This is a genomic window from Enterococcus sp. HMSC061C05, from assembly GCF_001814765.1.
Taxonomy (GTDB): domain Bacteria; phylum Bacillota; class Bacilli; order Lactobacillales; family Enterococcaceae; genus Enterococcus_B; species Enterococcus_B lactis.
This window is the reverse complement of record NZ_KV817748.1, coordinates 167,723-183,280: the sequence shown is the minus strand read 5'-3', so window position 1 is coordinate 183,280 and position 15,558 is coordinate 167,723. Positions and strand designations below refer to the sequence as shown.

At 39.4% G+C, this 15,558-nt stretch carries 12 protein-coding genes; 10 read left to right on the top strand and 2 right to left on the bottom strand.

Annotation, left to right across the window (positions count from 1 at the left end):
* Positions 1-154 precede the first annotated feature (154 nt).
* On the top strand, positions 155-730 hold the full coding sequence (locus HMPREF2988_RS09120) for an SOS response-associated peptidase (protein ID WP_070770478.1): 576 nt from the start codon (positions 155-157) through the stop codon (positions 728-730).
* Positions 731-935: 205 nt separating this feature from the next.
* Here the strand turns inward: HMPREF2988_RS09120 and HMPREF2988_RS09115 are convergent, their stop codons facing one another.
* Positions 936-1,466 (bottom strand): flavin reductase, encoded by a 531-nt coding sequence (locus HMPREF2988_RS09115; protein WP_256924686.1) that lies wholly within the window; start codon positions 1,464-1,466, stop codon positions 936-938.
* A 145-nt stretch (positions 1,467-1,611) separates the two neighbouring features.
* Between HMPREF2988_RS09115 and HMPREF2988_RS09110 the strand changes: the two genes are divergently transcribed.
* Positions 1,612-2,295, top strand: coding sequence for an ArsR/SmtB family transcription factor (locus tag HMPREF2988_RS09110; RefSeq protein ID WP_070770476.1), 684 nt, complete (start codon positions 1,612-1,614; stop codon positions 2,293-2,295).
* A gap of 72 nt (positions 2,296-2,367) precedes the next feature.
* Here HMPREF2988_RS09110 and HMPREF2988_RS09105 read toward each other — a convergent pair whose 3' ends face one another.
* The gene (locus tag HMPREF2988_RS09105; RefSeq protein WP_002286789.1) at positions 2,368-3,198 is read right to left on the bottom strand and encodes a manganese catalase; all 831 of its coding nucleotides are present in this window, start codon (positions 3,196-3,198) and stop codon (positions 2,368-2,370) included.
* A gap of 207 nt (positions 3,199-3,405) precedes the next feature.
* Between HMPREF2988_RS09105 and HMPREF2988_RS09100 the strand changes: the two genes are divergently transcribed.
* The 8 genes from HMPREF2988_RS09100 to HMPREF2988_RS09065 all read left to right on the top strand — a co-directional run bounded on the left by HMPREF2988_RS09100 (position 3,406) and on the right by HMPREF2988_RS09065 (position 15,513).
* Positions 3,406-4,740, top strand: coding sequence for an ABC transporter substrate-binding protein (locus tag HMPREF2988_RS09100; protein ID WP_002342901.1), 1,335 nt, complete (start codon positions 3,406-3,408; stop codon positions 4,738-4,740).
* Positions 4,741-4,780: 40 nt separating this feature from the next.
* On the top strand, positions 4,781-5,692 hold the full coding sequence (locus HMPREF2988_RS09095; protein WP_070770475.1) for a carbohydrate ABC transporter permease: 912 nt from the start codon (positions 4,781-4,783) through the stop codon (positions 5,690-5,692).
* Positions 5,689-6,543, top strand: a complete 855-nt coding sequence (locus HMPREF2988_RS09090) for a carbohydrate ABC transporter permease (protein ID WP_002329578.1) — start codon at positions 5,689-5,691, stop codon at positions 6,541-6,543. Before HMPREF2988_RS09095 ends, HMPREF2988_RS09090 begins: the two co-directional genes overlap by 4 nt.
* The gene (locus tag HMPREF2988_RS09085; RefSeq protein ID WP_070770474.1) at positions 6,540-7,160 is read left to right on the top strand and encodes a YesL family protein; all 621 of its coding nucleotides are present in this window, start codon (positions 6,540-6,542) and stop codon (positions 7,158-7,160) included. Before HMPREF2988_RS09090 ends, HMPREF2988_RS09085 begins: the two co-directional genes overlap by 4 nt.
* A 1-nt stretch (position 7,161) precedes the next feature.
* On the top strand, positions 7,162-7,680 hold the full coding sequence (locus HMPREF2988_RS09080) for a phosphatase PAP2 family protein (RefSeq protein ID WP_070770473.1): 519 nt from the start codon (positions 7,162-7,164) through the stop codon (positions 7,678-7,680).
* A gap of 300 nt (positions 7,681-7,980) precedes the next feature.
* A complete protein-coding gene (locus HMPREF2988_RS09075; protein ID WP_070770472.1) occupies positions 7,981-12,489 on the top strand; it encodes a VWA domain-containing protein in 4,509 nt (1,502 codons plus the stop codon).
* Complete coding sequence (locus HMPREF2988_RS09070) at positions 12,489-13,802, top strand: pilin N-terminal domain-containing protein (protein WP_070770471.1); 1,314 nt, start codon at positions 12,489-12,491, stop codon at positions 13,800-13,802. The genes HMPREF2988_RS09075 and HMPREF2988_RS09070 overlap by 1 nt, the downstream gene beginning before the upstream one ends.
* Positions 13,795-15,513 (top strand): SpaH/EbpB family LPXTG-anchored major pilin, encoded by a 1,719-nt coding sequence (locus tag HMPREF2988_RS09065; protein WP_070770470.1) that lies wholly within the window; start codon positions 13,795-13,797, stop codon positions 15,511-15,513. The genes HMPREF2988_RS09070 and HMPREF2988_RS09065 overlap by 8 nt, the downstream gene beginning before the upstream one ends.
* Positions 15,514-15,558: the final 45 nt, after the last annotated feature.

Here is a 15,558-nt window from a genome sequence, read left to right as displayed (position 1 = left end):
ATATTGTGACTTGTGACCGAGGAGTTGGCATGAGAAAAACGTTTACTGGAGAGTTTGTCACAACTTTTTTAATTCTCTATTCATTGAAAGCGTTTTGTTGGTATGAACTTCTTGTTGCAGTGTATGATAGATAAAAAGAGGGGGAGATATTAGGATGTGTGGTCGTTATTTTTTTGATCTAGAGTCGGAGCTCCTTCAGAACTATTATCGAGAAGCCCAGAAGAAACAACCGGAACAGGCAGCAAAATTAGCAGCTGGAGAAATTTTTCCGTCAAATCTTGTTGTGATATTAAGAAAAAAGGAAGAAAACAATCTCACTCCGGAAATCATGAAGTGGGGATTTACCGGATTTAAAAAAGGACAATTGATGATCAATGCCCGGGCAGAGACAGTAGAAGAAAAAAAGACCTTTCATCAACCATTTTTGCAAAATCGTTGTGTTTTTCCAATGAGCGGCTTTTATGAGTGGAATGAAGAAAAAGACAAATTTATGTTTTCAAATAAGGAAAAAATAGTGTATATTGGCGGCTTTTATCGTAGCCATCACGATGAAAAAACGGCAGAATCAATCATAATGACTACTGAACCTAATCGCACAGTCGCACCAATCCATGACCGAATGCCTCTTGTCTTGACTGAAGAACAAATCGAACCTTGGGTAACAGATATTTCTTTTGCGCGAAAAATCATTACTCAGCAGATGCCTGAATTAGTAATGGAGAAGGTATAACAGATTCGATTTTTTAAAGAAAGATCGGCAAAAAACAAAAAAGACTTCAGCACAGATCCCAAAAACAAAGAGAAGAGAAGAAATGCTCATAAGCTGCATATACTGTATCTATAGAGTCACAGTCGACCTTTCTAAGGTATAGCTTCTATTTGTTTTTTACTCGTGCTGCGAGTCTTTTTTTGTTTATACCTAACGATGTTTATCATTACGACTCTTTGAATTCTTGGAATCTAAAATTCAAACTTAACGACTGGTTGGCAGTTGTATATTCTCTGAATTTATAGATAAGAGGTTGCCATTTATCCACATTGATATGAGTTGGATCATGTAAAATCCCTTCTTCTACAAAAATAGCTACGATCTCACACTCTACAATAGCAAAGTCTTCTCTAGTTGAAATTCGTTGAACCAACGTTTCTATTTGAATCGGGCATTCTTTGATCCGAACAGTTGCAACTTCTTCACCTGCTAGTTTCGTGAACTTTCCCAATTGAAATTTGTCAGAGCAAAAGGAATAGCCAGCTTTTTGTTTATAATCGGGCATGATAGGATGGCCTGTCGTCTTTGCGATTTTCTCGATTTTTTCCCAAAGTGTTTGATCTGCAAGATTGAAGGTAGCGGCATGTCCCACTTTTAAATTTGTATACCCTTTACTGTGCATACTGATTCCAATGACAATCGTTTTGCCAAGTGTCCAAGTGGAGCTGATTGGCGTGAGGTTGTCATTACCAGTCATTTCATCCTTAGTCGTCATCAGCACGACGGGAAATCCGTAATAGAAACTTTCTTTTTCCATTTTTTTAAACATAATCCTCACCTCTGAATATAGTATACTAAGCTTATTCCTCAATGCTCATCGATGTGTGAAAGGAGAGAAAAAAATGGCTGGATTTCCTGATCTTCAGCAAACGACTAAACTCTTAGCAGATCATTCGCGACTTGAGATCCTTACTTTATTGATGGATGGAAGGTTCCATACCGTGCATGAACTAGCAAAGAAAGCAAAAATAAAAGATCATACAGCATCTTATCATATAAAAAAACTTCATTCTCTTGATTGGGTGATGTCTTATAGACAGGGAAGAAATGTCTATTATCGATTATCATCTCTGGAAATCGCTGATTTGTTAGAAAATCTTATGGTAGTTAGTCCGGTTAAACCGATCAAATCATTTAATGAAAACAAAGAATATAGTGAATTAAAAGCAGGAAGATCTTGTTATCGGCATTTAGCCGGTGTGATAGGTGTAGTTTTTTTCAACTTTCTCCTTCACAACAACTATCTTGTGATGGAAAACCATCATGTGGAACTTACAGAAGAAGGCGTTTGTTATTTCAAAGACTTAGGAATAGATATTGACGCACTGAAAAAACAATCTGGAGCACTTGTGAAGCCTTGCTTAGATTGGACAGAACGAACATTTCATTTAGGAGGAAATCTCGGGAACGCGTTTTTCCGATGGTGTAAAGAGAAAGAATATATCACATTGAATCCAGAAAACAGAGGTGTTCGCTTAACTGCTGAAGGGAATTTATTTTTCCAAAAATTTGAATCGAGCCAATAGGAAAGTCGTTTCTAATACAATAAAAAGGTTGTGACAAAAATCTTGTCACAACCTTTTTCCTACGTATGTTTTTTATTTCTTGAATGGAGGTGTCCCATACATTTTTGGTGTTACTGGTTCTAATTTTGGTGCAGCGCCTTCGATCTTAGGTTCTTTCAACCATTGATATTCGCCTTCGCCGTCCAATGCTTTGCCGCTAGCCCAAGAACCTTCACTACTTTGGTCTCCCTCTGAGAAGTTATAGAAGTCATAAGCAATGTCTTTTCGTTCTTTGTCACGTGGGAAAGTACTTGGGACTAAGATTGAACCTTCTTTTTCTTCTAATTCTTTCACTGCACATTCCCATAGGTTTTGATGATAGCTATCTCTTGCAAGGAGAACAGACAGCATATCTTTTACGCCACGATCATCGATCATTTCGTAAATACGTGCTACTTGAAGTCTTCCTTGTGATTCGGCATTTAAATTAGCTCTAAAATCTGCTAACAAGTTGCCACTCGCAATGATATAGGCACCGCTCCATGGATTGCCCACGCTGTCAGCAGGACGAGGTCCTAAGCCAGCTACGATCGCGTGCTGTGGATTCATTCCAGAGATAATGGCACCGATTGTTGGATCTTTTTGCATCGCTGCTTCTTGATCTTCAACAGGCGCACCCTCTAATAAACGAGCAACCATTGTCGCCAACATTTCTACGTGGCCGATTTCTTCTGTTGCAATGTCCATCAGCATATCTTTATATTTTTCTTCTCCTCGGCAGCTCCAACCTTGGAACAGGTACTGCATAGCTACACTCATCTCGCCATATTGGCCGCCGATCAGCTCCTGCAGATATTTCGCGATTAATGGATTCGGACGATCTGGTTTTGCCTCAAACTGCAATTCTTTCTGGTGTCTAAACATCAAAATTCCTCCTAATCTTTTTTTAATACATTCTCATTCTGCTACGAAAGATTAAAAAATTCAAAGAAAACGCTCGCGAATTATATAAAGTGTTGGTATCATTAATAATTTTTCGATAATCACACCTTATAAATTGTTATTTTCAGAACAAAATGATATCGTTATATTAAAACCGACATCGGTTACATTAAAATTTGGAGGTAAAATATGAAAAAATTATTGTTTACAGGATTGTTGGCAAGTTCAGCATTGTTTTTATTAGGAGGATGCGGATCAAGTAATACAAGCGATGCCAGCTCAAGTGCAGCAAATTCTTCTGAAAAAACAAGTGATGGAAGAAAAAATATTGATTTCTGGTCCTTTTGGGGGTCGGGCGCACGAAAAGAAGCCATCGAAGAAATCATTGAGGATTTCAACCAATCACAAGACGAGATCCATGTAAATTATAAGTATCAGCCATGGGGGGATATTTGGACCAAATCTTTATCTGCAATAACGGCTGGAAATGCACCTGATGTTATTGTACAGGACATAAATTCCGTTGCGCAAAGAGCAGAAGCACAGCAAGCAACCAATCTCTCCGAGTATGTAGATAAAGACACTTCTAAGGATTTTTATCCGCAGCTTTGGGATACAGTAGAATATAAAGGTGATCCTTATGCCATCCCATTCAATACAGATACACAAGTCATTTTTTATAATAAAAAGTTATTTAAAGAAGCTGGGATCAGCGAACAAGATCTACCGACAACTTGGGATGAATTAGAAGAAACAGCACGTAAACTAGATAAAAAAGAAGGAAAAGAGTTTACGCGTATCGGTTTTTATCCATTATGGAATTTAGGTGCTGATGTATGGGCATTAAACGCAGACAACGGGACTAGTTGGTTTGATAAGGACGAAAAGGTCAAGATTGATACTAAAAACAAAGTGGAAGCCTTAGAATGGATTCAAGACTGGCAAGATTATTATGGAAAAAATACAATCAACAAATTAGAAGCAGAATTTGGTTCTGGTGTGTCTGATCCATTTATTTCTGGATTAGTAGCCATGCGCGCCCAAAACATTAATTATTACTCTAGCTTGATGGAAAACGCACCGGATGATTTTGATTTTGGCGTGATGCAGCTTCCAGAAAAAGAGGAAGGTTCAGGTCATTGGTCATGGGGTGGCGGATTCGTCTTGGAAGTACCATACGGAGCAAAAGATCCTGAAGCCTCTTATGAATTCATCAAATATCTTTCTTCTCCAGAAGTACAAGAAAAATTCGGCGAAAAAAGTTTTGATATCATGGCAAGTAAAACAGCCAACGAGAATTTAGTGAATAATGACAACCTAACGGACAAAGGGAAAATGATCTATCAAATGGCGGACGAAAACTTTAAAAATACGGTGATCACACCAGTTCCTTTAGATGCACCGGATTATACGACATTAGTGAATGAACAGATCGACCAGATTCTTTTAGGAACAAAATCAGCAAAAGAAGGATTGGCAGATGCACAAAAAGCAGTAGAGAACTTAGTCAAGCAAAATCAATAATCCGTTTTTGACTGTCTAGGTACAGAGGAGGCAAGAAAATTTGAAGCGTTTATCTATCCGAAAGAAAAAAGAAGCAAGATGGGCCTATTTATTTATCTCGCCTTTTATTATCGGTTTTTTAGTCTTTATGCTAGGGCCTATGCTTTTTTCAGTTATTGGTAGTTTCACCGATTATAATTTGACATCCAAGATGAATTTCATTGGTCTAGCAAATTTCAAAAGAATGTTCGTTCATGACGATTTATTTTGGAAATCGTTATACAACACCGTTTATTTCGTCATCTTCAATGTACCGCTGACGACGATTTTCAGTGTGTTTTTAGCCACAGTACTCAATCAAAAAATCAAAGGAATCAGTGTATTCCGTACAGTTTTCTATTTACCGGCAGTCTTATCAGGAGTAGCAGTCTACATCTTATGGATGCAGCTGCTTTCTCCATCTGCAGGATTGATCAACACATTTCTGGGCTGGTTCCATATCCCTGGACCAGCTTGGTTGTTTGATCCACAATGGACGAAACCTGCGTTGATTTTGATGAAAATATGGAGCTCTGGAGGAGCAATGCTACTTTACTTAGCTACATTACAAAATGTTCCTAGATCTTTATATGAATCAGCAGAAATCGATGGAGCAGGCGTTTGGGGAAAGTTCAAAAGTATTACTTTGCCATTAATCACTCCTATTATTTTTTACGATGTGATCACCTCTACGATCGGTTCTTTCCAAATTTTTCAAGAAGCTTATGTCATGACGAAAAATGGAACAGGTGGACCTGCAAATTCCTTGCTTTTTTATAATCTGCATATGTGGAACAAGGCGTTCGTCGCTTTTGATATGGGATATGCGATGGCTATGTCGATGATCCTATTTCTGATCGTTTTGGTTCTGACCTTCGTCAATTTGAAGCTTGCTCCTAAATGGGTCTATTATTCTGGAGGTGACGGCAAATGATGGATTATTTTAAAAAAACCAGTGTGAATCGGCAATCAAAAAAGATGCTAAGCTATGTGCTTATGACGATAATAGGAATTATTTTGCTCATTCCATTGCTTTGGATGGTATTTACTTCATTGAAACCGATGGAAGAAATCGTTCGTTATCCTCCGACCTTTTTCCCAGAAAAAATCGTATGGGAAAACTATCTGGATACGATTGCCGCATTTCCTTTTTGGCGCTATGCAAGAAATACGTTATTCATCACTGTGCTAGTAGTGATCGGTAATGTCCTTTCGAATTCTTTTATTGCTTATGGATTTGCGAAGCTTGATTTTCCTGGGAAAAAGCTGATGTTTGCTTTGGTTCTTTCTACGATGATGATCCCGGGGTTTGTAACGATGATTCCTCAATATGTATTATTCTCCAAGATCGGCTGGGTAGGTACTTATTTGCCCCTGATCGTTCCATCGTTCTTCGGCAATGCGTTCAATATATTTCTGATGCGTCAATTTTACTTATCGATCAATAATGAATTGATCGAAGCTGCTGAAATCGACGGAGCGAATCATTTGTATATTTGGAGTCATTTGATGCTTCCATTGACGAAACCTGCTTTGATCACGATTGCAATCAATTCCTTCAACGCGGCTTGGAATGATTTCTTAGGTCCTCTGTTATATATCCAAGATCAAGAAAAATACACGTTGCAGATTGGCTTGCAAGTTTTTCAGAACCAAGCGACGACACAATGGAATTATCTGATGGCAGGAGCAACACTTGTCTTGATTCCGACGATCTTGCTGTTCTTTTTTGCACAACGTTATTTCATTGAAGGAATGGATTTGACAGGAGGATCAAAAGGATGATGAATCGGTCGATTGGTAAAAGAGCCAATGATTATTTTTTAGAAATCATTGAATGGATTCCACGTCTTATCCAGTTACAGCTACTGTGGTTCCTGTGCATCTTGCCTGTTCTCACATTAGGAACGGCAAGTCGAACAGTTCTCTATATGATTTATTATTACAAAAAAAATGAAGAGAAAAAGCTCAGTTCATTATACTGGAAGAAGTTTCGTGAGAATCTTTCTCTTTATGGAAAGCAAGATAGTTTAGCAAGTAGTTATTTTCTTCTTTTATTCATCGATTATCGGATTTTCCATTATTTGGGTGGGAGAATTGGCTATACATTGATGTATACTACGTTGTTTTTGCTTCTATTAAGTGCTGTTCTTTTTAGTTACAAAATCTTGCTTCAACTGGAAAATCAAAAAGAAGTCTCTTGGATTGCAGCATTTTTCTTGTTTTTTAATGATTTTAAAAGTGCACTTTTCTATTTAGCAGGCACGTCGATACTTCTGGTTGCATTATGGTTTGCAGGACCAGTCTACCTTGCTTTATTAGGTTTCAGCTTCTTGTTTTATTTTCAAGTCCTGCTTTTTATCCATCGTACGCAAGAAAAGGGTCTTAAAAAGGAGGAATAACATGCTGCGTTTGATTGCTAAAATCGATGATAGTATTATCAATAAGTTCGCTAAACAACGAGAAACGGACAATCGGAAAATCAATTTCTTGAAATTTATCAGTAATATCTCTAATGGCGGTTTTATTTGGCTGCTCCTTGCTACGATTTTAGTTTTGGTACCTGATACAAGAGAATATGGTCTAGCTATTCTTGTAGGCAGTCTAATCTATTTTTTTGTTGGACTACTTCTCATTAAAAAAACGACAAGGCGGAAACGACCCTATGAAAAAAATCGTCGGCTTGTCCTTTACACAAGTAAACCGAAGACTTCTTCTTTTCCTTCAGGGCATACGGCACTTGCTTTTTTATCTGTAGCAGCGTTGTTCGAGTTAAGCCGTATTGCAGGAATACTAGCTTTTCTATTTGCTTGTTTGATCGCTTATTCAAGAATTTTTTTACTTTTACATTATCCTACTGATGTTTTAGGAGGAGCTATTTTAGGAAGTGTTATCGGCATCTTGTGTGCTGCCGTTATCTGAATCAATTGCATGAATAAAGCATGAGTGCGTAAATACGCATTCGTGCTTTATTTTTTTGTTTTTCAAGGAAATAGTCGGAGATTATTTACCTGTCTTAATAACTTAAGTTCTGTTAAATGAGAGTGTTATAAAACTTTATAATTTAATTTTAATAATAAGTGTTGTATAATTGGCGTTTTTTAAATAAAATGGATATTATTTGATTTAAAGTTAAAATTAAATTAGATTATAATTAGATAGATGTTGTTTTTGGTGTTTGTTGTGAAAGAAGACACATGTTTTAGAAAGGAGTATAAGAATGTGAAAGGGGTAAAATTGAAGCTTTTGCAGTTAGCAGCTGTCAGTCTGCTATTTGGACCGTATTTCCAGTCTGTCTATCATATGACAGCATTGGATGTAGCTGCTGAGTCAACAGAAGTGAAGGAGGATGAGGTATTTCTAGATGAGGATTATGCAAAAATCGAAGGGAGGTATATCGAAAAAGAAGAAACGTTTGAATGGCATCTGGCTTTTGAAAAGAAAGAGAGTGCGAACGAAGGTAGGATACGTTTAGCAATCGATACAGCTGCTGCCGGCATTGGTACTGTAAAAAACGTTCGGGGAACAGGTCTCTCCTCTTACGATGAAGATGGAGAAGACTTAAAAGTCGAGACAATCGATGGTCAAGAATGGTATGTCGGAAAATTTTATTCGAAAGAAGCTGAGACCGGCACATTGGTTTTTGAAACAGAAAAGATTCCAGATGTGAATAAAGGGGAACTACCTCTTCAAGTGGTGGTCGATGAAAGAATAGCTAGTCAAGAATTACAAGAAAATGAAACAGATACAGAGGATTCCGCTGAAAATCAACGTAGCGAAGAAAATGAAACGGAAGAGCTGGACGCACCAATCGTGCCCAGCGGTCAAGCACTCCAACGCATTCAACGCCGGTTATTCAACGGTATTTTAGAGCGTCTTGGACCAACAGCTACGCAAGATCCATATGAATATATCTATCCTAGCGGAATAGCTGAAAACGATCAGCACCGCTATCCACGATTTACAACGAATGACTATACGAAAGTATTAGGAAATTGGTCACAAAGCAATGAACACTATCAGGGAGAAAAAGGCTCACCATATGATGGAGAGAACTTAATCGATGATAGTGATTACACAATCGGGGGAGCGAACTGGCGAAATTACGACTATGCGGCTGATAATGGATCAACTGCAAGCGAAGAAGATGTAAATGTGCCAGCGCAAACTGTTCAGCTTTGGGGAGATGAACGGAATTTTGAAAACAGTTACTTGGATTATAACGGGGCATATATCAAAAAATGGGTAGAACCAGTTCCCTCTAACAATCCAACGGCTGACTTACATCCTGAAGATGCAACGACACTTTATAACGTTTATCTAGATGTGATCGGAAGTGAGAAACAAGAAATCAGTCCAATCGATATCGTTTTTGTTCTAGATAAATCAGCCAGTATGAATGAAGGGACACTGGAAGGCGGAGGACAAAGTAAAAATGCGGCACTGATAGAAGCGGTAAATGAAATTAGTGAAAATCTGCTATCCGACCCAAATATGGATATTCGGATCGGTATGGTGAATTTTTATCATAATAGTACAGTCATCAATAACCAGGAACAAATCAGTTCGGACATCTTTCCGTTGACAAATGACATCAATCGTCTAACAGGTAGTGAGAATACAGCACTGAATCGTACACCCATCGGAGGAACGCCGCTTACACTAGGACTTAAAAATGGTTATGAAACATTGTATGCGGATAACGGCGGAGAAAATAGAAATCCAGAAAAGATCCTGATCGTCGTAGGAGACGGAACACCCACCTTCAGTTATGCACCGATCCAAACAAGATCTCGCACAAGTATTTGGGGAGCTTGGAGCAGTTGGAGTGTCATGGGGGATAAGATTGCCATAGATCGTGGTGATTTGTTCAAAAACTTTGAAACCTTTTCTGGGAATACTTCTAATGCAGGATTTACTTATCCAGTTACCTATGCATCTGACTTTGACCGTCCTGTTAATGGAACAAATGTGCAATATCGTTACGGAGAAGTAAAAGAAGGTGATGATAAAGCAACTCACTGGGTTGGTACAGGAAGCGCAAGCAATGATACTAACGGTAGTCCAACTTCACAAGAAAAGTCGTCAGCCATCAATACTGTTGCATATCATCATTGGCTGAAAAACAAGTACCAAGAGAACCCGCCAAGTATTTTCTCCATTGGGTTAGGAATTGACGGAAGTATTGCCGGTAGACAGCAGCTCGATGCAATCGGACGAAATGTATTAAAAAACATTGCTGATTTAAACGATGATGGCACAACACCGCGTTATTACGATGCGAATAACAAGGATGACATCATTACAGCCTTGGAGGATATCTCCTCTACCTTCAAGAAAACGATCCAGCAAGCCACACTTTATGATGAAACTGGATTTAATGTTTCACCGTTTGGAGCTGGCAGATCGGCGGATATTCAGTTTTACCATCTAGATCCAGGAGAAAACGGCATGAAGTACCAAGAGCCAGAAATATGGGATGAAGCGCGTCATGGACAAGCGCCACCAGAAGTAGTAGCGACACCAACAACGTATGTTGGGCGAGAAAACCAAGCCTATAAATTTTCTCCAATCTCGTTAGGTGAAGGAGAAATGGTCAGGATCAAGTATCAAGTAAAACTGGATGCAGGAGCTCAAGATGGGAATTTCTATGCAGTGAACAATATGGCCTATATCCAAAACTTGGAGGATTATGAAAACGACGTTATGAACGGGCGAATGTATTTCCCGACCTCGTCTATTCGTTATGAGCATAAGGACCGGAATTTCCAAATAAGCAAGACGGGGCAAAATGGGGAACCTTTAACAGGAATCGAATTTGCATTATACGACCAAAATCCGGATGCTGGAGAGGTCGAACCAATCGAAACAAGTAGAACTACAGCGGATGGAATGGCAATCTTCGAAACGAAGATCCCGGTTTTAGGAGATGAGACCGGGGCAGTCAGCGACATATTTTGGATCAGAGAAATAGCAGGGCCACCACGTTACCAGCTGGTAGATGAGACGTATCAATTCCAAATCAAAAAATATAGTTCCAGCGGAGATACAGCGCTTGGTCACTATGAGTTGGTAGCAGCAAATACTTCAGGAGTAAGAGTTGGTGGAGAAGAAGGTAGCGATCCTGATTCTTATTATGAAGGCGAATACCACAAACTTTCAATTGTTCAAAATGTCAATGAGGACGAAACGGATTATGAAGACTTGTATGTCAAATTGGAAATGCGGAATGAATTCAAGCCAGTCCACATGAACATCAATAAATTAATTGAAGGAAGCACTACGCCAATCAATGGGGCAGAGTTTGAACTTTATCAAACCGATGGAAGCGGACTTGAAATTGGAACGCCGGTAGCTAAAGGAATCTCTGGTGCGAATGAAGCAGACGAAGAGAAAGGAATGCTCACGTTTTATTCAGTAAATGAAAATGGAGAATATTTGCTCGTGGAGGGTGAGAAAGTCATTCATCCTATTGGAGAACCAGATTCATTTATTCATATAGACAATGAAGAAAATGCCAACTATGCAGAATACAAAATCGTTGAAAACAAAAGCCCAGAAGGTTTCAAAGAACCTGACGAAAACGACACATGGATCTTGCGACTGTACGATAATGAGGCAGGTACCATCCAGCTTAGACAAACAGGTGAAGCAAATTGGCAATATCTCACCCATTCAACAGACGAAGAGGGCCGATTATGGGTAGAATTTACTGCTTACAATACGTTTGATTATCGGGAGATCCGAGTTAGAAAATTAGATCATGAAGACAATCCTTTAGATGGTGCAGGTTTTGATATCAGGAAAATAGGGGATTCTTCCTTCCCGCTGTATCGAGCATACACAGGCAACCCGTTAGAACCCGAAGAATCGAAACGTTTGTCTGGAATCGGTTACTTCTATCTTTATACAGTCGGTGTAGAGAAATATGTCGATTTAGAATACAGCCAGCCGCTGCGTTTATCTATCGGCGAATATGAGGTCTCAGAATCTGTTGCACCAAATGGGTATCAATTGTCTGATCAAGTATTCCAGTTTGCACTGAATGAAGAAGGGAAATTTGTCATTGAAGAGACAGTCATCGAAGACGAAACTGCTTCATTACCGGAGGGTTATGACATCATCGATGGTGTATTACAAGTAACCTTAGAAGATGAACTAGCACCAATCGATCTGGAACTTTTGAAAGTTGACAGTATGAGTAGTCGACGTCTTGAAGGCGCAGAATTTTCAATTGAGAAACAAAATAGTGCAGGAGACTATGAACTCATCGACGGAGGCTTGGCACCAGATCCAAACGATTCTTCCCTATTCAATGCTTTGGATTTGACGGAAGGATTCTATCGGATCAAGGAAGTGAAGTCGCCGGACGGCTACAGGAAACTTCCAGGCTACTTTATTTTAGAAATTAGTTATCGTGAAGAACCAGAAGTGGAAAATGATCGGGTCGTTCCAGGAAAAGAAGCCGGGACACTAAAAGTTGAGGTTTCTTATTATCCAAACGAAGAAGCAGAGACTCCTGATCTGCAGCAAGAATTAGAGTATGAACTTTTGGATACGAACCGAATCAGGCTACAGCTTAGTGTCGGGAACGATTCTGAAAATCCATTGCCTGCTACAGGGGGATCCGGACGATTGTTCTATATCCTGCTTGCTGCATTCTTCGTGGCACTTGCCGGTGCAGCCTATGGTTTGTATGTCAGACAATCTAAAAAGGAGGGGGCAAGGTAATGAAAAAGCTGTTGTGTTTGATGCTTCAATTACTTGTTTTACTGCCATTTGTAGCAGTCCTTCTTCCTCAAACGATGTCGGCAGAAGAATTAGGGGAAGACGTTGTGGAATTCGTATTGCATAAACGGATGATTCGAGATATCGATTATAACGACCAATTTGAATTCCATGAAAATGACGGTCTGGCTATCTCTGAGGAAGCGGGAAAAACAGCAGATATCATTTCGCAGACGGTCCCGCTAAATGGAGCGACGTTCGCCGTTTACGATATGACCGATTATTATCATGACAAAAAAGCTACTGAGAACATGACCTCTAGAGAATTCGTCCAGCAAATCGCTGAAACGAGCAGAAACAATATCCGTCAGTTGATCACAGAAGAAAGACTTGCCCAGGTTGGGGAGTCGGTAACGACTGGAAAAGATACGGTTGGTGGATTAGGAGATGGGATTGCACGCATCCAAGTACCTAAGAAAAACCAAGATCGAGATGCAGTTTATTTGATTTTTGAAGAATCAATTGATCCGGAAATCGGGTTGAATGTGGATATCGATCAAACAGCGATCCCGATTGCTGCTGTTTTGCCAATCTATCATCCAACAGAACCAACCGAGGAACTGCAAGAGATCCATATCTATCCTAAAAATGTCGGTTATTTAAGAGATCCATACTTTTTCAAGTATGGACGACAAAGAGGAACAACTGAAAAAGGACGCCCATTAGAAGGTGCTGTTTTTGCTCTGTATCAGATGATAGAAGGAGAAAAATATTATTTAGACATGGCTCCTGCGAATGACTTGAAAAATCAATGGATCAAACCAGCAAACAACGATCCTTTGAATGATAAAAATGTAAGCAAATTCATTTCAGATAAAGACGGTCTAGTCACGACAGGTCAACGATTTTTGCCCTCTGGTACCTATTATTTTGAGGAATTGAAAAGTGTAGAAGGGTACGAAATGGATGAAGCAAGTAAGCAAATCGAGGTCATTGTCCCTGAATCTTGGGTGGATGCAGAAGGACAGCCGCAATATGTAATGGTCAATGGGCAGAAGATGGCTGAATTGGAATCCGGAAAAGTTCCAGCCTCTGCCTATGAATCAGCAACACCACGCGTGTATAACGAGACCATAAAAGAAACAACGGACAAACCGAAAGAACCAAGTGGACCAAGCAATCCAAATCAACCTGTGAAAGGGTCCGTATTTCCACAAACCAATGAAGCAAGAACATTGATTTCTTTGTTAGGAATCCTTTTGTTGTTAGGTGCTGTTTTATTAATAAAAAAAGAACGGGGAGAAAAAAATGAATAAAAAAATGATGACCATGGGGATGAGTGCACTGTTGCTCGCAGCTGTAGGATTAGGAAGTTTTGGAAATGGAAAATTAGTTCACGCTGAAGAAGTCACGGAAAAACCAAGTGAAGTGACGATCACATTACACAAAAAAGCATTCACGACTGTGCCTGAAGAACGACCGAATAGCGGGTTGGTATCAGATGATTTTGGTAATGAGAATCTTCCAGGCGTCGATTTTGAAATGTTTGATGTTACAGATGTCTATTATAATTTGCTGAAAGATGACCCTAGAACAACTGACATAGATGATGATGGGTTAGAACCTGCCGCTGCGATTGCTTTGATCCAATCAGATCACACAGCAGCATGGTTTGTATCTTATGGTATCGAAAGTATAGATAAGCAGACGACTGGCGAAAATGGTGAAGCTGTTTTCAGAAATGTCCAAGTGACGGAAGAGGCACCTTCTTCGAGAGATAAAGTCTATCTCTTCTTAGAAACATATTCACCAGCTCATATTTCAAGAATCGCGTCTCCAATGGTTGTCATGATGCCAGTTATGATGCCAGATATTATTGGCGGTGTATGGGATGGAACCTCTTGGAAAGATACGTACAACACCGATGTACACTTATATCCTAAAAATGAAATCCAAGATTCTTCCAAAGAAATGAATGTAGATGAAGCAGACGTTAGAACTGTGACGATTCGCAATGAAAATGGTGAAGAAGAAACGATCCGATATGTTGACTTAGAAAAAGGAAAAACAGTTTCTTATACAATAACTGCACCGATTCCTTACTTTATTGATGAAATCAATGAGGACAATACAACAGTCATCACGCATTTCACAATCACAGATACGCCAACAGAAGGTTTGAGTTATTTTGATCAGGAACTCCTTGTACAAGCAGGAGATACAACACTGATAAAAGATACTGATTATACAGTAACAAAAGCGGGTAACGGTTTTGTCGTGGAGATCATTCTTGAAACAGGAGGTATACCGAACACAGCAACGCTGGAAAAATTAGGGAATCATCGTGGCGGGGAATTAACTGTTACCTATGACTTGCAAGTCAACGCAGTCATCAATGCAGATGAATTCCATAACAATACAGCATTGATCGAAATCGGTAGAGGTGACGAGTATGACTACAACGAACGTCGCGTGCCACCAGAAGAAGTAACGACTGGCGGGAGAAGATTTGAAAAGTTTGATGCTTCAAGCAATGCTTTACTAGACGGTGCAAGATTTGAATTGTGGAACGAAGAGAAAACTGCTTATGCTGTTTTCTATAAAGATGGCGTACGTCTATCTGTTTATGAGTCAGGTGCTGATGCAGAAGAAATCACAATCGATTGGGTAAGTGATAATAGTGTAGAGGCAACAGAATTTGTCTCAAATGACCAAGGATACTTCGAAGTTGTTGGATTAGATTACGGAACATACTTCATGAAAGAAACAGTAGCACCAGAAGGATATGTTTTACCAACAGGTGAAGCAGCTTTCACAGAGTTCAATGTAGAATATGGTAGCTATGATGATGAACTTGTGATTGTGGACTATGAGTATCCAGGAGCAGCACGCGTACCAAACGTAAGACAAGGATTTCTTCCTTCTACTGGAGGGAACGGGATCTTAGCATTCTTGCTGATCGGTCTAAGTTTGATGATTGGGGCCTACAGCTGGTACCGTAAATCTAAAATGAAGTCTGAAGTATAAGCAACAAAAATAAGCTGCAGCAATCGGTTTTTATAAAGGTTGCTG